17 protein-coding genes are annotated in these 18,647 nt (G+C 43.8%); 12 read left to right on the forward strand and 5 right to left on the reverse strand.

The window, feature by feature from the left end; translation table 11 throughout:
• Window positions 1-27 precede the first annotated feature (27 nt).
• A complete protein-coding gene (locus L5M17_RS08740; protein WP_113941528.1) occupies window positions 28-228 on the forward strand; it encodes a PspC domain-containing protein in 201 nt (66 codons plus the stop codon).
• A 131-nt stretch (window positions 229-359) separates the two neighbouring features.
• Here L5M17_RS08740 and L5M17_RS08745 read toward each other — a convergent pair whose 3' ends face one another.
• Window positions 360-1,097 (reverse strand): enoyl-CoA hydratase, encoded by a 738-nt coding sequence (locus L5M17_RS08745; protein ID WP_263146715.1) that lies wholly within the window; start codon window positions 1,095-1,097, stop codon window positions 360-362.
• Window positions 1,098-1,130: 33 nt separating this feature from the next.
• Between L5M17_RS08745 and L5M17_RS08750 the strand changes: the two genes are divergently transcribed.
• From L5M17_RS08750 to L5M17_RS08760, 3 genes are read left to right on the forward strand one after another with little or no spacing between them, the layout of a single operon-like run.
• Window positions 1,131-1,613: a copper chaperone PCu(A)C gene (locus tag L5M17_RS08750; RefSeq protein WP_028761867.1), complete on the forward strand. Its 483-nt coding sequence runs from the start codon at window positions 1,131-1,133 to the stop codon at window positions 1,611-1,613.
• Between the two features lie 11 nt (window positions 1,614-1,624).
• Window positions 1,625-2,593 (forward strand): DUF2333 family protein, encoded by a 969-nt coding sequence (locus L5M17_RS08755; RefSeq protein ID WP_105251468.1) that lies wholly within the window; start codon window positions 1,625-1,627, stop codon window positions 2,591-2,593.
• Between the two features lie 2 nt (window positions 2,594-2,595).
• Window positions 2,596-3,333: a TIGR04219 family outer membrane beta-barrel protein gene (locus L5M17_RS08760; RefSeq protein ID WP_263146718.1), complete on the forward strand. Its 738-nt coding sequence runs from the start codon at window positions 2,596-2,598 to the stop codon at window positions 3,331-3,333.
• A gap of 76 nt (window positions 3,334-3,409) precedes the next feature.
• Here the strand turns inward: L5M17_RS08760 and tolC are convergent, their stop codons facing one another.
• Complete coding sequence (tolC, locus tag L5M17_RS08765; RefSeq protein WP_105251469.1) at window positions 3,410-4,717, reverse strand: outer membrane channel protein TolC; 1,308 nt, start codon at window positions 4,715-4,717, stop codon at window positions 3,410-3,412.
• Window positions 4,718-4,961: 244 nt separating this feature from the next.
• Here tolC and nudF point away from each other — a divergent pair, with 244 nt between their 5' ends.
• From nudF to parC, 7 genes are read left to right on the forward strand one after another with little or no spacing between them, the layout of a single operon-like run.
• Window positions 4,962-5,564 (forward strand): ADP-ribose diphosphatase, encoded by a 603-nt coding sequence (gene nudF / locus L5M17_RS08770; RefSeq protein WP_028759445.1) that lies wholly within the window; start codon window positions 4,962-4,964, stop codon window positions 5,562-5,564.
• Window positions 5,565-5,570: 6 nt separating this feature from the next.
• Window positions 5,571-6,011, forward strand: a complete 441-nt coding sequence (locus L5M17_RS08775) for a DUF1249 domain-containing protein (protein WP_105251470.1) — start codon at window positions 5,571-5,573, stop codon at window positions 6,009-6,011.
• Window positions 6,012-6,026: 15 nt separating this feature from the next.
• Window positions 6,027-6,866: a 3',5'-cyclic-AMP phosphodiesterase gene (cpdA, locus tag L5M17_RS08780; protein WP_105251471.1), complete on the forward strand. Its 840-nt coding sequence runs from the start codon at window positions 6,027-6,029 to the stop codon at window positions 6,864-6,866.
• A gap of 26 nt (window positions 6,867-6,892) precedes the next feature.
• Window positions 6,893-7,468 carry a YqiA/YcfP family alpha/beta fold hydrolase gene (locus tag L5M17_RS08785; RefSeq protein ID WP_263142818.1) on the forward strand — a complete coding sequence of 192 codons (576 nt, stop codon included), beginning with the start codon at window positions 6,893-6,895 and terminating at the stop codon, window positions 7,466-7,468.
• A 56-nt stretch (window positions 7,469-7,524) separates the two neighbouring features.
• On the forward strand, window positions 7,525-9,411 hold the full coding sequence (gene parE / locus L5M17_RS08790; protein WP_105251473.1) for a DNA topoisomerase IV subunit B: 1,887 nt from the start codon (window positions 7,525-7,527) through the stop codon (window positions 9,409-9,411).
• Window positions 9,412-9,463: 52 nt separating this feature from the next.
• Complete coding sequence (locus L5M17_RS08795) at window positions 9,464-10,636, forward strand: PQQ-dependent sugar dehydrogenase (protein ID WP_105251474.1); 1,173 nt, start codon at window positions 9,464-9,466, stop codon at window positions 10,634-10,636.
• Complete coding sequence (gene parC / locus L5M17_RS08800) at window positions 10,629-12,905, forward strand: DNA topoisomerase IV subunit A (protein ID WP_263146723.1); 2,277 nt, start codon at window positions 10,629-10,631, stop codon at window positions 12,903-12,905. The genes L5M17_RS08795 and parC overlap by 8 nt, the downstream gene beginning before the upstream one ends.
• A gap of 165 nt (window positions 12,906-13,070) precedes the next feature.
• Here parC and L5M17_RS08805 read toward each other — a convergent pair whose 3' ends face one another.
• Window positions 13,071-14,129, reverse strand: coding sequence for a porin (locus tag L5M17_RS08805; RefSeq protein WP_105251476.1), 1,059 nt, complete (start codon window positions 14,127-14,129; stop codon window positions 13,071-13,073).
• A gap of 435 nt (window positions 14,130-14,564) precedes the next feature.
• Window positions 14,565-15,629 carry a porin gene (locus L5M17_RS08810; RefSeq protein ID WP_263146725.1) on the reverse strand — a complete coding sequence of 355 codons (1,065 nt, stop codon included), beginning with the start codon at window positions 15,627-15,629 and terminating at the stop codon, window positions 14,565-14,567.
• 426 nt (window positions 15,630-16,055) lie between these two features.
• On the opposite strand from L5M17_RS08810, the gene tcdA reads away from it, so the two are divergent.
• Window positions 16,056-16,865 (forward strand): tRNA cyclic N6-threonylcarbamoyladenosine(37) synthase TcdA, encoded by an 810-nt coding sequence (gene tcdA / locus L5M17_RS08815; protein ID WP_263146728.1) that lies wholly within the window; start codon window positions 16,056-16,058, stop codon window positions 16,863-16,865.
• Between the two features lie 86 nt (window positions 16,866-16,951).
• Here tcdA and L5M17_RS08820 read toward each other — a convergent pair whose 3' ends face one another.
• A complete protein-coding gene (locus L5M17_RS08820; protein ID WP_105251479.1) occupies window positions 16,952-18,577 on the reverse strand; it encodes an ATP-binding protein in 1,626 nt (541 codons plus the stop codon).
• Window positions 18,578-18,647 lie beyond the last annotated feature (70 nt).

Genomic DNA, 18,647 nt, shown 5'->3' on the forward strand with positions numbered 1-18,647 from the left:
TAGCGATCAACTGAGCCGAGGTTTTAGATGAAACGATTAAAAGTGCGTATGGAGAGTCCAGAGCGGTTAGTGTGTGGTGTTGCTGCAGGCATGGCGTGGAAATTTGATTGGTCTTGTTTTTGGACTCGTGCGGTGTGGGCTGGTGCAGTTGTATTTATGCCGGGTGTGAGTTTGTTGATTTACTTTGTTTTAGCACTGTTAGTTGATCAATGGAAAAAACCAGCCTAAGCATGCAGTGATGGCTGGCGTTCGATGAGCTCATAAATGGCTTGTTTTGATTTAAAATGTTGCAATTAAACCTATCAACAAGAGGGCACTTTGACCCTCATGCGACATGTATGTGCATACTGCCTTGCAGGCTACTTTTTCAAAAAAGCCTGAAATCTGCTTTTGGCTTCTTCACTTTTTAGCCTAGCGCTAAATTGTTCAAGTTCTTGGTGCATTTGGTGCTGTACACGATTTTTATGCGGGCGCATTAATTGACGTGTGATTTGTAGTGCTTGTGGCGGTTGATTGGCCAATTTTTTTGCCTGAGATAATGCATAACTGAGTAAATCTTCATGGGCCACAATTTCGTTGATCATATTGAGTCTATGGGCCGTCTCGGCATTAAAACTTTCACCAAGTAGCAGTAACTCAGCCGCTTTTTGATAACCAATGAGTTCTGGTAAGAGTAGGCTAGCCCCGGCTTCCGGCACGAGAGCCAAGTTGACGAAGGGAAGTTGAAATTTCGCCGTGTTGTCAGCGTATACCAGATCGCAATGTAGCAGTACGGTTGTACCTATACCGACGGCGGCACCAGAAACGGCAGCTACCAGAGGTTTTTTGAGTTCGAGTAGACAAAATAAGAAACGTACTGCGGGATGATTTGGCCCTAAGTCACTATTTTTCAAAAAGTCAGCAACATCATTGCCTGAGGTGAAACAATTATCTTGGCCATGGAGCATAAAGGCACGAATGTCGTTGTCTGCTTCACCTTCGATCAGGTATTCTGTCAGTTGTTTATACATATTAAGATCAAGTGCATTGCGTTTATCAGGGCGATTAAAGCTAATAATACGCACGCCCTGATCATCCTGAACCTGTATATGACTCATGGGTTGTTTCCTTTACGACGACATTGGGTAGACATGGAGTTTAAGACATTGAAACCAATATTCAAACAGCTGTTTAATTGTCTAGTTTTATCTTGTGCATCATTTTCAGCGTTGGCGAACGTAGTCATGACTGAAGGTCATATACGCGCCATGCCTGAGACAGTACCAAATACTGCCGCTTACTTTACGCTTGAAAACCACACAGATAAAGCGATTCGTCTTATCGGTGTCAGTACGACTGTGGCAAAGGATGCCCAATTACACACGATTATCGAAGACCAAGGCATGGTGAAGATGCGCCATGTTGAAGGTTTTGACATCCCCTCCCATGGCACATTAACGTTAACGCCGTCAGGGGATCACGTCATGTTGCTTGGCTTAAAAGCGCCATTGGTGTTAGAGCAACAAGTTGAACTGCAATTAGAGTTTGACGGTGGCGAGAAAATGGCAATTACCCTGCCTGTTAGTAAAGCAGCAGAAAACGCCGCAGAGCAAGAGCATCATCACCATCATTAAGGAGTCGCTTGATGCAAATTACATGGAAAAAAGTTACCGGGGTCGGTTTATTTTTAGTATTAATCGGTTATGGCGTGAGTGTATGGTGGAGTATCGAACCGGATCCGATTAGCCCTCAACAATTAACAGCATCCAATAAGAATATTGTTGGGTACGCTACCACTACATCGCTAATCCTCACAGTCGAAAATTTACTCGATAAGCAAGGTGGTTGGTTATCAAACGATGTGATGCCACCTTCCATCTTCATGGATAACATGCCCGCATTTGAATATGGTGCTTTGGAGCAAGCCCGTGATTTAGCCTTGATTATGCGTAAAGAGTTTAGCCGTTCACAGTCACAATCTGCGGCGGACAAAGATTTAGGCGAAGCCCAATCTAAGCTCAATATTGACCACACTAGCTGGTTAGTACCCAGTGCCGAAAGCGAATATCGCGATGCAATCAAATTGCTGAAGCTTTATCGTGCCCGCATGATGGACCCAAATAATCAAGATGCACAGTTTTATGCCCGTGCTGACAACCTTAATGAATGGTTGAAAGAAGTGCAGAAACGTCTGGGCAGTATGTCGCAGCGTTTATCTGCCAGCGTTGGCCAAGAGCGCTTAAATACAGATCTAGCTGGTGACAATTCGGCGCGTCAATCAACCCCAAATTTGACCAGCCATCAGGTAAAAACCAGTTGGTGGAAAATTGATGATGTCTTCTATGAGAGCCGTGGTGCTTCATGGGCGTTGTTGAACTTTATGCGCGCAGTTGAAGTTGACTTTGCTGACGTATTGAAGAAGAAAAATGCTGAAGTAAGCCTAAGACAGATCATTCGTGAGCTGGAGGCGACTCAGCAAACTGTCTGGAGCCCTGTTGTGCTGAATGGCAGCGGTTTTGGCTTAGTCGCTAATCATTCATTGGTTATGGCTAACTATGTGTCGCGTGCTAATGCCGCGGTGATTGATTTAACGAACTTGCTATCTCAAGGTTAATTATGAAAAAAACTCTCCTCGCCAGTGCGGTATTAGGATTCTGTATGACCTCATCTGCCCAAGCGGCAACTGTGGTTGGTTTTACTATTGGTGGTGATTACTGGCGCGCCGATACTAGCGGTACTTTTGCTGATAAAGGTCAACCACAACAAACATTTGATTACAGTTCATCTGCTCAAGGCAGTTATTGGATTGCAGTTGAGCACCCATTGCCATTTGTCCCTAACATTAAAATCCGTGAAAATAGCTTAGATCAGAAAGGCGGCATGTCGGATGCTGATTTCAACTTCAATGGTCATGATTTTAAAGGTAATGTTACTGCTTATACTGATTTGAGTAACACAGACTTCGTGCTGTACTACGAAATATTGGACAACGACATAGTGTCGTTGGATCTCGGTGCAGCATACAAGTTAATGAATGGTTCACTGCGTGTTCAAGATCCTGGCCATCCAGAAGAGAAAGATGTCGATAGCGGTATTGTGATGGGTTACGCCAGTACGCATGTAGGTATGCCTGGCTTAGGCTTGTACGGTTTTGCTGATTTGATGCAGGGCGTCAATGAGTCAAGCGTGCACGACTATGCAATTGGTTTAGGTTGGCAATTTGATGGTTTGGCCGTCGATACGCGTGTACGTGTAGGCTACCGTGAATTTTTATTCGATGTGAGTAATTTCTCGGGTGTGAGTGCTGATACTAAATTTAAAGGTTATTTTGCGGGTGTTGAAATCAACTTCTAATTTTGTTGATTTTAACTTCTAAGCATAAAAAAACCGCCAAATGGCGGTTTTTTATATTTAATGACTGAGAGCGTTGTTACTGTGCAATCAAGCCATTATTGATGGCGATAACATCATCTTCATTCAATGTACCCGCAGCTTGCTTTAGTGCAACAACTGAGTTGATGTAGCTATAGCGCGCATCGGATAATTTACGTTTTGAGTCGTACAAGTCACGGGTACGGTTCAAAACATCAACGATAGTACGAGTACCCACTTCGAAACCCGCTTGAGTGGCTTTTAGGGCACTTTCTGATGAAATAACCGATTGCTCATAAGCTTTGATTGAGCTGATAGAAGCACCTACGTTGTTGTAGTTATTACGAACGTTTTTCACTACACCACGGTAAATTTGCTCAAGCTTTTCACTTGCTTCAACATACTGGAATTGTGCTTCATTAACTTGTGAGCTGACTTTAAAACCTTCGAAAATCGGAATGCTTAAGTTGACACCAACGCTGACATTATCAAAATCAGGTTCGTTGAGATTACCCATTTTTTGCTCAAGACCTTTGTTGTAACCAGCATTTAAGCTTAAAGACGGCATGTGGCCTGCTTGATAAAGCTTAATGGTCTCTTGGGCAATATCTTTACCAATACGTTGAGTCATTAAATCAACACTATTGGTTTCAGCAATTTTTAACCATTCGCTAGATGACGTTGGCGCTGGCGTAACTGCTGAGAAACGGTTGGTATCTAACACATTAATCGTCTTGTGATCGATGCCGGTGATTTCACGTAAGGCTTCATAACTATTGGCGAGCGTGTTTTCGGCTAAAATTTCAGTGGCTGAGGCTAAGTCATATTGCGCTTGAGCTTCATGCACATCGGTAATCGCGGTTAAACCCACTGCGAAACGTTGTTTAGTTTGTTCAAGTTGACGCTCGATTGCGCGTTTTTCTGCACCTTGGAACTCGTAGTTGTCTTTCGCCGTTAATACATCGAAATAGGCTTTAGTGATACGAGTAATCAAGTTTTGTAATGCTGAAGCATAAGCGGAATCAGCTTGAGAAGCGGCTTTCTCAGCAAGACTTAAACCAACCCAAGCACTGTGATCATAGATGACTTGATTTAATTTCAGGCTACCGACTAGACCACTTGCATCATCCTTCGGATCATTCCAAGCTTTGTCATAACCGACGTTTGCACTAATGGTTGGCAACAGCGGAGCGCGGTTTTGCTCGATTTTCTCAAACAAACCATTACGCTGGGCTTGGGCTTGCAATACGAGCGGGTCGCTGGTCAGTGCTTGCTGATAAATTTGCAACAAATCATCTGCTTGCACCGCTGAAGCGGAAGCCGCAAGTGTTAATGCTGCGCATAAATTATGGATCTTAAATTTCATTTGCTGTCCTTATTAGACAAAATCCCCCCACGGAGGAATATTTTAACTTCGTTTAGACTAAGTAATGCCTTTACCAAGGCGGTTTGCGCTTCCCGACGCTTCCCGATACAGCTAAAACTTAATGACCTAGAGTCTAAGAACTCTGACACTTTCAAGTCAAATTCGAAGTGTAACAGATTTTATTTTAAAAATGTGCTCAAATTGCCTTGATTATAGGCGCAAATTTAACTTTTAAGGATAGAGTATGAAACCCCCTGTTTTTTCGCAAACGGATATTGAGATCTTAGGAAAAAAATCCCTTTATCAAGGTTTTTTCTCAATGGACGAATACACTTTCAAGCATAAATTATTCGCTGGTGGCTGGAGTAAGCCTGTCACTCGCGAAGTGTTTGAACGGGGTCATGCTGTGGTCGTCCTTCCCTATGATGCCAAGCAAGATAAAGTCGTACTCATCGAACAGGTACGCTTTCCTGCATTAGCAACCGCTAAATCTCCTTGGCTTCTTGAGTTAGTCGCGGGTATGATTGCGCCCGCAGAAACGCCTCTGGATGTTGCACACCGAGAATTAATGGAAGAAACTGGCTTAATGGCTAAGCAAATACACAGTGTAAATAGCTATTTAGCGAGTCCAGGTGGTAGTACAGAACGTTTCTATTTCTATTGGGCTGATGTCGATTCAAACGATGCCCGTGGATTGCATGGATTAGCTGAAGAGCACGAAGATATTCGATTGCATGTTATGAGCCGCGAGCAAGCTTATGAGCGAGTGGTTGCGGGCGAGATTGATAATGCGTCGACCGTTATTGGATTACAATGGTTACAATTAAACTATCAGCAACTGGTTTAAGTTGGGATGAATTTGGCTACTTCGAGTCTAAAACGGCGCTATAAACCCAACGTCAGTGATTTTTTAGCACTGTGCGGGCGTAATTATGGTTACATGTTGAAATGGTTACCGTTAGAGATAGCTATCGGTGAGTCATGGCGACTCGAAGGTGAGTTTGGTATATTAGTAGTACGAATTTTAGAAAATACCAAATATACTCAGCTAGTTGAGATATCTCGTCCCATCGAAATCAAGGAGTTTATCAATACTCCCAAGGTGTTAGTGAGAATTTATCACGATGCTAAATTAGCAGAAGTGTTAACTGGCCAACAGATTTACCAATTACGCCCAGTGTATGATTATCCCAATGTACGCATGTATCAAAGTGATGAAAAGTACCAGGTGAATGCATTCCTGGAAGAGTTATTAAAGATTGGTTACCAACACAGTGTCGTGTGCCAGTCTTAGAATTGGGTATTCAATGTGCTGAAAGAGGCTGTCTCTTACTCCATAGCTGAAGGGGAAAGCGTGCGTATCGTGCAAGTCACAGATCCGCATCTTTTTGCCGATCCTGAAGCTCAGCTATTAGGAGTTAATACTAGCAAAAGTTTTGCTGCCGTATTAAATACGATTAGAGCTGTGGACTATCCTGCTCACTTGATGCTCGCCACAGGCGATTTGAGTCAAGACTATTCGGCTGAGTCCTATCAGCAATTTGTGAAAGCAGTCACCCCCGTTGGCTTACCTTGCCATTATCTTCCTGGAAATCATGACGATCCACGGATCATGTATCTGCATATGCAGGGTGAACAGATTTTTGGGCAGCAGCGTATTCTGGCGGGAAACTGGCAAATCCTCATGTTGGATTCAACCGTGCGGGGAAAGCCTGGCGGCAATATGGCCGAGACTCAGTTCGAATTAATTGATGAAGCCATTGCCGCACATCCTGAATGCCATACTTTACTGGTGATGCATCACAATCCCATCGTTGTGAATTGTACTTGGTTGGATCAGCACTGCATGGACAATGGCGCCGAGTTTATCGCGCGAGTGGCAAAGTATCCGCAGGTCAAAGGATTGCTCTGGGGACATGTGCACCAATGTATTGATACCCATCATAATGGGCCCCATGGCACGTTGCAGTTGATGGCGACACCTTCCACTTGTATTCAATTTAAGCCGTTATCGCCTTATTTTGCCTTGGATGGCGTTCAACCGGGTTATCGTTTGCTGGAGTTGAAAGCCGATGGTAGCATCAACACTAAAGTGTATCGCGTACCGGGTAACCATTTTTCCCCCGACAACAACTCTAGCGGTTATTAACGCGAATAGCCGCAGCCTGAGGAAATATGCTGCTTTATATTCACGGTTTTAATAGCTCTCCATTTTCAGATAAAGCTGTGATGACGGCTAAGTACATGGCGCTGCATCACCCTAGTGTGGCCTTCCATCAGCCCCAATTGCCTAATACACCTAAGGCTGCGATGGTGCTCTTAACCGCTTATGTTGAGGCGGCGATTGATGCCAAAGAGCCATTAGCTTATATAGGCTCATCTTTAGGTGGGTATTTCGCCAGCTATTTAGCCGAAACCTATGGTGGCAAAGCGGTGTTAGTTAATCCTGCGGTAAAACCCTTTGAGTTGTTCGATGAGTTTATGGGGCCGCAATTCAATCCTTACACTGAACAGCATTATCTTGTCTTACCTGAGCATAAGTCTGAAGTCGCTGAATTTAATACGGCTGTGATCCGCAATCCGGATCGTTTTTTGGTATTATTGCAGACAGGTGATGATGTGCTGGATTATCGCGAAGCGGTCAATAAGTATCATCACTGTCAATTGCGAGTTGAAGCGGGTGGTGATCACAGCTTTGTTGGTTATGAGTCGCATCTGCAAACTGTAAGCCAATTTTTACACTTACCTTGACAAACTGACATGCCGAGCCGCAACATGGCCGGATATAACAACCTATAGCGTGCCCTATGACAAATCAATACACCTCTGACGCCATTGAAGTTCTCAACGGACTCGATCCTGTTAAACGCCGTCCAGGTATGTATACCGACACCTCCAGACCGAACCATTTGGGCCAAGAGGTCATAGATAACAGTGTCGATGAGGCATTGGCAGGTCACGCGACAAAAATTGAAGTTGTTCTACATACAGATAACTCCCTCGAAGTCACTGATGATGGCCGTGGTATGCCAGTGGATATCCACCCAGAAGAAGGCATTCCTGGGGTTGAGTTAATTCTGACCAAATTGCATGCTGGCGGTAAATTTTCGAATAAAAACTACCAGTTCTCCGGTGGTTTACACGGTGTTGGTATCTCGGTGGTTAACGCTTTGTCGCGCCGTGTCGAAGTCACTGTTCGCCGTGATGGCCAAGTGTATGACATCGCTTTTGAAAATGGATTTAAGGTTGAAGATTTACGCCCAACAGGGACCTGTGGTCGTCGTAATACGGGGACTAGAGTACATTTTTGGCCCGATGCGAGCTATTTTGATTCGGCTAACTTCTCAAATTCAAAACTGATTTATCTGCTTCGTGCTAAAGCGGTACTGTGTCCAGGTTTACGGATTAAATTCACCAATAAACAGACAAACGAAGTCCATGAATGGTTCTATGAAAGCGGCCTAACTGATTATTTAAAGGCGGCTATCGGTGACAATTTAAGATTGCCAGAAGAGCCGTTTGTGGGTTGCTTTAAAGGCCAACTAGAAGCCGCAGATTGGGCCATTACTTGGTTGCCTGAAGGCGGCGAATCTATTGGCGAGAGTTATGTTAACTTAATTCCGACTCCGCTCGGTGGTACCCATGTGAATGGTTTCCGCCAAGGTTTATTGGAATCTATGCGGGAGTTCTGTGAGTTCAGAAATTTAATTCCCCGTGGTATTAAACTTTCACCCGAAGACATTTGGGATCGCGCCGCGTTTATATTGTCGGTGAAGATGCAAGAACCGCAATTCGCTGGTCAAACAAAAGAAAAGCTTTCTAGTCGCCAATGCGCTGCTTTTGTGTCTGGCGTTGTGCGTGACGCATTCTCACTCTGGTTGAACTCAAATACCGAGTTAGCTGAATCCTTAGCCGAAATGTGCATTAATAATGCCCAGAGCCGCTTAAAGGCCGCTAAAAAAGTGGCCCGCAAAAAGGTGACTTCGGGACCTGCACTGCCGGGTAAGCTAACAGACTGTAGTGGCCAAGATCCGATGCGCGGAGAGTTATTCCTCGTGGAAGGGGATTCTGCGGGTGGTAGTGCTAAACAAGCTCGCGATCGTGAGTTTCAAGCCATCATGCCGCTGCGTGGCAAAATCTTGAATACCTGGGAAGTCGATGCTTCGCAGGTATTAGCTTCACAGGAAGTTCATGATATTTCGGTCGCGATTGGTTGCGATCCCGATAGCAGTGATATCTCTGAATTACGTTATGGCAAGATTTGTATCCTTGCGGATGCCGACTCAGACGGACTGCACATTGCTACCTTGTTATGCGCGCTATTTTTGAAGCATTACCGTATCTTAGTTGAGCAGGGTCATGTGTATATTGCTATGCCGCCGTTGTTCCGTATTGATATTGGCAAAGAGGTGTATTACGCCTTAGATGAGGCAGAAAGAGCGGGTATTTTAGACCGTATTGCCGCTGAGAATAAAAAGGGTAAGGTACAAGTCACCCGCTTTAAAGGTTTGGGTGAGATGAATCCTTTACAACTTCGTGAAACAACGATGGATCCAAACACCCGTCGTTTAGTACAGTTGACGATAGATGACATCGAAGAAACGGATGCTTTGATGGATATGTTGCTCGCTAAGAAGCGTTCGCCGGACCGTAAAAACTGGCTTGAAGATAAGGGTGACATGGCTTTACTTTAATGTTGTGCACTATTGCCGATAACAATAAAACATAGGCATAAAGAAAATTACAATGTTGTATATTAAAACTAATAATTATAATTGCTTAAAGGTGTTTTCTGCCGGTTTTACGCTCTTAGCGAGTGTGACGTTATTGCTCTGCAATAGCGCCTTTGCGGGTTCCCAATCGATCATGATTACCGTCGCTAAGGGGTTTGGTTTATCGCTTTATGCCTCGGATATTGGCGATGCTAAGCAGATGGCGATGGGGGCTAATGGCACTTTATTTGTCGGTTCCAATAAGAGCGGCACTATCCATGCTCTCGTTGATAGTAATCAAGATGGTCGTGTCGATAAGCGCTATGTGATAGCCAAAGGGCTTGAATCACCCGATGCGATTGCATTCCACAATGGTGACTTGTTTGTCGCCACTGAAAATCAAATAGTACGCTTTGTTGATATTGAGCAAAGATTGCGCCGCCCGAGTCGACCCAAAGAGATTTACAGTGACTTGCCTTACTCAGAGAAGAAAAGTTCTCGGGCAATTAATTTTGGCCCAGATGGCCGTTTATATGTGTCTATTGGTGCGCCCTGTAACGTCTGTGAAGCGCCAGTGCCTTACAGTAGTATCATAGCGATCAATGTTGATACAGGCGCGAGTGAGCAGATTGCGGCTGGTGTGCGTGATGCAAGTGGATTTGATTGGTCGCCAATAGACAAAAAATTATGGTTTGCCGATCAAGGCCGTGATTGGATGGGGGACAACTTGCCACCCGATGAGATTAACCGCATCGATGTGATAGGGAGTCATTATGGCTTCCCTTATTTACATGCCAGTAGTGTTGTCGAACCTGCCTATGAAAAACCGAAAAATTTAAAAATCACTCTGCCAATGTATGAGTTGCCAGCCCATGTTGCACCCACGGGACTTGCATTTTATCGCGGCAGTCAATTTCCCGATATTTACCATAATCAGTTGTTTGTCGCCGAAAATGGCTCGTGGAATCGTTCGAGTAAAGTTGGCTATCAAGTGGTGATGTTGAAGATTGAAGATCAAAAAGTGGTGAGTCGTGAAACGGTTGTTAGTTTCCTTGACGGTGAATTTCCCGTTGCTCGACCCTTTGCGCTGTTATCGGCATCCGATGGTGCTATGTACATCTCCGATGATTTAAAAGGTAACGTGTATCGCTTGTTTTATAAGGGCGATAGTACTGAAGAAACACAGGAACTAGAAGAAAATGAGTGACGCTATCAAGTTAAGTCTCGATGGGGTAGAGCAAATGCCATTGCGGCGCTTTACCGAAGAGGCTTATCTGAACTATTCCATGTACGTCATTATGGACCGAGCCCTGCCACACATTGGTGATGGACTTAAACCGGTACAGCGTCGAATTATCTATGCGATGAGTGAGTTAGGTTTATCGGCTCAATCTAAGCATAAAAAGTCGGCTCGTACGGTTGGTGACGTATTAGGTAAATACCATCCTCACGGCGATAGTGCCTGTTATGAGGCTATGGTATTGATGGCGCAGCCATTTTCATATCGCTACCCGTTAGTCGATGGCCAAGGTAACTGGGGTGCCCCCGATGATCCTAAGTCATTTGCGGCTATGCGTTATACCGAAGCACGTCTCTCTAAATTCTCTGAAGTGTTACTCAGTGAACTGGGACAAGGTACGGTCGAGTGGGGTGCTAACTTCGACGGTACTTTGAAGGAACCTAAAGTACTGCCTGCACGTTTACCGCATATCTTACTCAATGGTATTACTGGTATTGCCGTAGGTATGGCGACGGATATTCCGCCGCATAACGTGAGAGAATTAGTCTCCGCCTGCGTAGCATTGCTCGATGATCCTAAGCTTGAACTCGAGCAATTGATGGCCTTTGTACCAGGTCCTGATTATCCAACTGAAGCCGAGATTATTACCCCGTCTGCCGATATTGCAAAAATTTATGAGTCGGGCCGTGGGTCATTAAGAGCACGTGCGGTTTACACTGTCGATGGCGGTGAAATCATCATCACGGCGCTGCCGCATCAAGCCAGTAGCGGTAAAATCTTAGAGCAAATCGCCGGTCAAATGCAGGCGAAGAAATTGCCTATGGTGGCCGACTTACGCGATGAGTCGGATCATGAAAACCCTGTGCGTCTTGTGGTGGTGCCGCGCTCCAATCGCGTTGATTGCGATCAACTGATGGCGCATTTGTTTGCGACCACGGATTTAGAAAAGAGCTTTAGAGTTAACTTAAACGTGCTGGGTCTCGATGGACGTCCGCGAGTTAAAGGGTTGAAAACCTTATTAACTGAGTGGTTAGAGTTCCGCGTTGATACGGTTAAACGTCGTTTAGAATATCGTTTAGACAAGGTGGTATCGCGGTTACATATACTCGAAGCCCTAATGATCGCTTTCCTCAACATTGATGAAGTGATCGAGATTATTCGTTTTCACGATGATCCTAAAGCTGAGTTGATGGCCCGTTTTTCACTCAGTGATAAACAAGCTGAATCAATCCTCGAGTTAAAGTTACGGCATTTAGCTAAGTTAGAAGAATTTAAGATCACGGCCGAACAAAATGAGCTTGAAGCTGAACGCGAAAAACTGGAGCAGTTATTGGGCTCAGAGCGTCGCTTGAAGACTTTGATCAAGAAAGAATTAATTCAAGATGCCGAAACCTATGGCGATAATCGTCGCTCGCCAATCGTATTGCGTAATGAGTCCAAAGCATTAACTGAACAAGAGTTAACGCCGACAGAAGCGGTGACGGTTGTCTTATCTGAAAAAGGTTGGGTGCGTTGTGCTAAGGGCCACGATATCGATCCTTTGTCGCTCTCCTATAAGTCTGGCGACCAATATCTATGTAGCGCGATGGGACGTAGCAATCAGGCCGCAGTGTTTATTGATTCGTCTGGGCGGGCTTTTGCGACGGATAGCCATACTCTGCCATCGGCCCGTAGCCAAGGTGAGCCTATTACGACTCGCTTCAATATGGCACCTGGCGAAACCATGCAGCATGTGTTGATGGGTGAAGAAGACCAATGTTACTTGTTAGCAACGGATGCGGGTTACGGTTTTATTTGTTCATACAACGATATGGTGTCGCGCAATAAAGCGGGTAAAGCCTTGCTGAGTCTACCAACAAACGCTAAATCATTAACGCCTAAGTTGATCGACCGCACTAAAGAAATGTCACTGCTAGCGATCACAAACGAAGGGCGGATGTTACTGTTTTCGCTAGAAGCGTTACCGCAATTATCCAAGGGTAAAGGTAACAAGATTATCGGCATCCCTACGGAAAGAGCCAAGAGTCGCGATGAACTTATGACACATTTACAATTAGTGCCGAGTGATACGCCGGTTACCTTGTGGGCAGGTAAGCGCAAGCTCACACTGAAGCCAAGCGATCTTGAGCATTATCGAGGTGAACGTGGTCGTCGTGGTGCAAAATTGCCTAGAGGATTACAACGTGTCGATAGCGTTGAATTAGGTGACGGTAGTGATGCTTTAGCGAGCATCTAATGTTTTGTAATAGTTTCAATGCTGTAAAAATTAAATGGGTTAACTAAAACCACCTTAGTTTGGCTTAGGTGGTTTTTTATTTTTTGCGCTTTGGGATTAGATTTGATACATAAAAAAACCTACTGTATTGCTACAGTAGGTTTCTATTATCTCTTAGGTAAGAGATTAGAAGTCGTAACGTACGCCTACAGAGAATACGTTGTCATCTTGTAGATCTGTTTTAGCATTAGCAACAGTAAAATCACCACGGTACATAGCGTATTGACCATAGATCATAGTTGATTTCGCTAAGCGATAATCAGCACCAATGTTGAAGTTTTGGAAATTGATGTCATCAGCACCTTTTACGCCGCCCAGTTTAGTGTAAGCACCACCTAAACCAGCTTCATCAATGCCGTATTCAGCCTTCAGGTTTACACCGTTCAGATCATAAGAAACGTTAACAAAGTAAGTGTTACCTTCGATGTCATTGTTCACAACATCTTCAGAGTTTTGGAATAAACCACCAACTTTGAATTGACCGAATTTTGCTTGGCCAACTAAACGGTATGCATCAACACCAGCAATGCCTTTGTTATAGGCTACTGCAGCATAGTAATTCTGTTCTTTAAACTTGCTGTCACCTAGAGTTGCGCTTAATGCATATAGGCTTTCAGAAGTCTTAGCTGTAGTGTCGTTATCATCAAATTGATAGTTAGCGTTTAATGTCACTAAGCCTGCAATTTTTGGTGAATAGTACCAAGCACCATCGGCAGTACGAGTTTGGGCACTGACTAAACGGTCGATATCGGCGTTAGTGTTACCGAAAATATCCACAGCACCTTCGGCTTGTTTGAATACTGAGTCATTACGACCCACTAACACAGTACCAGCGTTAGTTTTTAAACCTAAGAAAGTGTTACGTGCTTTGAAAACATCACCTGCACCAGAAGTGTTTTCAACTTGGAATTCCATTTGGTAGATAACGTCAAAGCCATCAGCGATTTTTTCTGAACCTTTAACACCTAATAGAGAGAAGTTGTTTTCTAAATAAGTACCTGCGTTATTCTCATCGGCATAGTTTGCTTCTAAGCCGTTAGTACCTGATTGTAGAGTGGCACCTGTGTCAGTATGGGTTAGAGCAAGCTCTAAACGACCATAGAAGCTTGGGCCTTCGGCTAGCGCACCGAATGAAGCCAATGCTAAAACTGATGCAACTGATGCAGAGATGAATGTCTTTTTCATGTTTTGTGCTCCCTCGAACCTAAGTTCTTATCCATTTTTCATGGTTTTTGTGTGGTTTAACGCATTTGCTACCTGAGTCGGTAACAAAGTTGCCGCCGATTTTTACAGTTTTACGACTCGCAGGCTGTGGCGCAGATCATGTTTTTGGCTCTCCTTGCCTATATTCGGGCCATTTCTGGGATCTTTCCTTATATCTTGACTGCAAATTTACCTGAAAGGGGTAAAACTCTATTTTTCACTTACTACTTAAGTGGTAGGTAAGGCGGATTGCCTTAGATAGTGCGTCGGCGAGGGTAACTGTAGCATATACTAATGCTGTAGCAAGTCTGTCATATTGGTTATAGATTTGTGTTTGGGGGCGATATCTAAGCAGAAAAAGCGGCCGAAGCCGCTTTTTTATCAATAAATAACCTTGGGGTTAGTTGATTAATCTATTTAAAAATCAACGCGTAAACCGACAGTAAAGATGTTGTCATTCAGGTCTTGCTTTACATCGGCCAACATAAGATCACCATCGAAGCGTGTGTAGTGACCATAGACCATAGTCTTAGTGCTCAGGCGGTAATCTGCACCCACACTGAACTGTTGCAGGTCAACATCACGGACCTGTTCTAGGCCACTGTTGTCTTGGTCACCAACATAACGGCTCACGTACTTGCCTAGACCTGAGTCATCTTTGCCGTACATCATCTTTAGTTTTAAGTCGCCAATTAAGTAGGCTGCGTTGACAAAATAGGTATCGCCTGAGAGATTGGCAAACTTATCATCTACATGCTCACTGTGTTGATATAAGGCACCTAAGATTACGTCACCGAATTTAGCTTGGGCCACACCACGGTAGGCTTCAACGTTATCAATACCATCACTATAGGCGGCAGCGACATAGTAGTTTTGTGCTTTAAAGGCTTTATCCCCTAAGGTGGCGCTCAGAGCATACATTTGATCTTTGCTATACACGTCGTTGCCATTGCTATCCACTTGGTCATAGTTATCACTCATCAGATAAGTGGCATTAAGCGTCACGAGATCGGCAATTTTAGGTGAATAGTAAGAAATGCCATCGGCTGAGCGTGTTTGGCCTGCAACCAGTAAGTCGATATCAGCATTGGTATTACCGAAAAGATCGAAGCTACCTTCAGCTGCTTTAAATACGGTATCGTTACGACCCACTAAAGCCGTACCTGCGGCACTTCTGATACCTAGGAATGTATTACGGGCATTGAAGGTTTTATTTGAGTTGTCAAAGTTTTCGACACCAAATTCCATTTGATAAATGATGTCAAAGTAAGGGCTTACAGTTTCAGAACCTTTTACGCCTAACCAAGAGAAGTTGTTTTCAAGAACAGTGCCCTCCTTTTGGTTTTGAGTTGCATAACCTGTGTCTGAATTGGTAATGGCAAGATCAGCATGACCATAGAATTCAGGGCCATCGGCGAGTGCTGTGAATGAATAGAGTGTGAGGCTAGAAATAATAGCCGTCGTCAGTAGATTCTTTTTCATCTTCATTTTCCTGTGCTTATCGCTGTTATATGCATTGATAACTTCAGTATCTATGCATGCTGTTGAGCTTTTATGCGGCAAAGTCTGCACAGACTTGAAATGATAAAGTGTGATCTTGATCATGTTTCATATAAAGGATGGCTTATTCAACATATTGTTTTACAAGTGAAATACATGTTTTTATTAAGTCGATTACCAAATTACTCGGTTGTAAATGATGGGCCTTTGCTTTTATTACACTCATTTAGTATTCGTATCCCTTTGCATCTGGTGTTTGGTGGCTGAGGATCTGATTTCGGTTTATGTCGATATCGTTTAGAATCCACGGCACATTTCTGGTGTTGCTTTTAAGCTGTCCCAGCTGGTGTTTACTGGATGCTGGGGCAAGCGTTCCTGCTGTTATTGGGTAATATAAGGTAAGTATTTATGACTGAGGCCTATCAAAATCGATTTGGCGGAATTGGCCGTTTGTATGGACAAAAGGCGTTGGCTAAATTTGCCACATCCCATGTGATGGTAATTGGTATTGGTGGCGTCGGTACTTGGGCGGCTGAAGCCTTAGCGCGGAGCGGCTTAGGGCAGATAAGTTTGATGGATTTAGATGATATCTGCGTCACTAATACTAACCGACAAATACATGCTCTTAGCTCTACTATCGGCGGTTCTAAAGTTGCTGTGATGGCACAACGGATCCGTGAAATTAATCCTGATTGCCAAGTGAATGAAATTGAAGATTTTATTACATTGGATAATCTAGGCGAGTATTTGCTTGGAGCTAAAGAGGGTGGCAATATTGATTATGTTATTGATTGTATTGATGCCGTTAAGCAGAAGGCTGCGTTAATTGCTTGGTGTAAACGTCAAAAAATTAAGATAGTGACAGTGGGCGGTGCGGGTGGACAGACAGATCCGACGCAAATTCAGTTAACTGATCTCGCTAAAACCTACCAAGATCCTTTGCTAGCCAAAGTGCGTAATATTTTGCGCCGCGAGTATAACTTCTCTAAAAACGTGCAACGCCGGTTTGCTATCGATGCTGTTTTTTCCAGTGAGCAGTTAGTGTATCCCCAAGCCGATGGCTCAGTGTGCGGTACTAAAGCGGCGGCTGATGGCAGCATGAGGATGGATTGTGCTTCTGGTTTTGGGGCTGTGACTATGGTCACTGGGACATTTGGTTTTGTGGCGGCAAGTCGCGTATTAGCGCGATTGGCACAGCAGGCTCAAGAGGCGGTTTAAACTCTTAACCTAGATTCAGTCAAGATATCACCACTTTCAAGCGCGGTGATGCCCCTTCAATATTATGTAATTTCATTAGGTTATACCTAGATATAAAAATCTTGTTGATTATTGACTGGTTCACATTGAGTGTATGGAAATTTAATATCAAATTGTGGGCCGCCTAGTTTTGAGTCTGCGCGATAACTCATAGTGCCTTTCAACAGTGTTGCGGCATTAAAGGCCGCTGATAATCCTAAGCCAGTACCACCTTTATTACGATTTGTAGTAAAGAAGGGTTCGAACATGTGCTCAGCAACATCGGCTGGAATGGCTAAGCCATTATTTTGAATGCTGATTTGAATTGATTCTTCATCCAAAGTCGCACTAATGTGGATAAGATTGTCTTCATGTCCTTGGAATGCATGGGTAAAGGCGTTCGAGAGAATATTACTAACAATTTGATTTAACAAACTGATATTGGTTTTGATATTGAGTGTAGGCTCCACGTTGATCTCCGTTGAGGCGTTAACATTGGGATGCATAATTAATGTCGACTCTAGGATTTCATGTAGCTGCTGGTTTAGATTACAGCATTGGTGTTCTTCGTGACTGCGATCGATGGCGATCGTTTTAAATTTTTGAATTAAACTACTGGCTTTAGTGATATTACGGACAATGAGTTCACAGCTTTCTTGGTACTCATTAAGTATTTCATTTATCTCATCTAATGTGGCTTGATCGCTGTGGATCAGGTCGATCAGTTCTTCAATATGGCTGAGCTGCGCACTTGCCGCCGTCAAACAAATGCCAATTGGGGTGTTTATCTCATGTGCAACCCCTGACACGAGTCCACCCAAGGCCGCCATTTTTTCTTGCTCAACTAAAACCTGTTGTGCTCGTTTTAGTGCGCTAAGGGATTGTTCTAACTCTAGTGTTCTTTCTTTTACTTGCCTTGCGAGCTCTTCTTTATAGCTACGTTCGAGCTTGAGTAGCCGCTCTCTATCTTCTAAGGCTATTTGCAGTTCCGTCTTAGAATTCTTTAAGGCGCTAAATGAGCTTCTAAGTTGTACTTGCATGCTATTGATGGAATCGGCGACTTGTTTGAATTCATCAATTTTTTCATGACGGTCAAATTGTAGTGGCTCGTATTCATGGTCTATGTCGATATTTTTGCAGTATTGGCTGAGTTTATCTAAGTGTTTAGTAATGTTGAACCACACTAAAAATAGAATAAACCCAGCCACTAAGAAGGTTTTAATGCCATTAGAAAGCAGAATGATAATGGCCTTATCATACAAGCGTTGATAGATAGCATCGACATCGACTTGTATTTCGAGTGTGCCGACATTGATGTTTTCAGTCGGTGATTTATAGACTAAAGGAAAGGTTTTATCTAAGGAGTGTTCTTGTTTTTGCTCGCCTGCATTCCATGCTTGGCCGCTGTCATCTTTAATCGAAATATAGTTAATATCGGGCAGCTGAATTAGCCCATTGAGCTGAGTGTTAATGAGCCGCTCGTCAATAACCCAAATACTGGCGGCGAGCACATCTAAGTTCACCTTTTCCATGTTGGAAAATACTCTATCGATACGCACTACATCATTGCGATAATCACTGATCAACTGATACGCAGTGGTGATTAAGGTGATAACAGAACTAAAAAGTACAATAGACAGGGTAAGGTGCCTGCCTATGGGGCTTTTGATAAGTTGGCTAAAGAATGTCAGCATCTTAAATTTTCTTTATGCAATAGCGGCTTGAGATGCTTATAAGCATAGACCTACAGATCCAGAAAGTGCA

The sequence above is a fragment of the Shewanella sp. SW24 genome (genome assembly GCF_025653395.1).
Taxonomy (GTDB): Bacteria; Pseudomonadota; Gammaproteobacteria; order Enterobacterales; family Shewanellaceae; genus Shewanella; species Shewanella oncorhynchi.

Coding starts and splice junctions, on each gene's coding strand:
- L5M17_RS08760 (WP_263146718.1), top strand. CDS start 2,596: ATGAAAAAAACTCTCCTCGCCAGTGCGGTATTAGGATTCTGTATGACC.
- tcdA (WP_263146728.1), top strand. CDS start 16,056: ATGACTGAGGCCTATCAAAATCGATTTGGCGGAATTGGCCGTTTGTAT.
- L5M17_RS08740 (WP_113941528.1), top strand. CDS start 28: ATGAAACGATTAAAAGTGCGTATGGAGAGTCCAGAGCGGTTAGTGTGT.
- nudF (WP_028759445.1), top strand. CDS start 4,962: ATGAAACCCCCTGTTTTTTCGCAAACGGATATTGAGATCTTAGGAAAA.
- parE (WP_105251473.1), top strand. CDS start 7,525: ATGACAAATCAATACACCTCTGACGCCATTGAAGTTCTCAACGGACTC.
- L5M17_RS08785 (WP_263142818.1), top strand. CDS start 6,893: ATGCTGCTTTATATTCACGGTTTTAATAGCTCTCCATTTTCAGATAAA.
- L5M17_RS08745 (WP_263146715.1), bottom strand. CDS start 1,097: ATGAGTCATATACAGGTTCAGGATGATCAGGGCGTGCGTATTATTAGC.
- parC (WP_263146723.1), top strand. CDS start 10,629: ATGAGTGACGCTATCAAGTTAAGTCTCGATGGGGTAGAGCAAATGCCA.
- L5M17_RS08795 (WP_105251474.1), top strand. CDS start 9,464: ATGTTGTATATTAAAACTAATAATTATAATTGCTTAAAGGTGTTTTCT.
- L5M17_RS08775 (WP_105251470.1), top strand. CDS start 5,571: ATGAATTTGGCTACTTCGAGTCTAAAACGGCGCTATAAACCCAACGTC.
- L5M17_RS08820 (WP_105251479.1), bottom strand. CDS start 18,577: ATGCTGACATTCTTTAGCCAACTTATCAAAAGCCCCATAGGCAGGCAC.
- L5M17_RS08750 (WP_028761867.1), top strand. CDS start 1,131: ATGGAGTTTAAGACATTGAAACCAATATTCAAACAGCTGTTTAATTGT.
- L5M17_RS08755 (WP_105251468.1), top strand. CDS start 1,625: ATGCAAATTACATGGAAAAAAGTTACCGGGGTCGGTTTATTTTTAGTA.
- L5M17_RS08810 (WP_263146725.1), bottom strand. CDS start 15,629: ATGAAAAAGAATCTACTGACGACGGCTATTATTTCTAGCCTCACACTC.
- tolC (WP_105251469.1), bottom strand. CDS start 4,717: ATGAAATTTAAGATCCATAATTTATGCGCAGCATTAACACTTGCGGCT.
- L5M17_RS08805 (WP_105251476.1), bottom strand. CDS start 14,129: ATGAAAAAGACATTCATCTCTGCATCAGTTGCATCAGTTTTAGCATTG.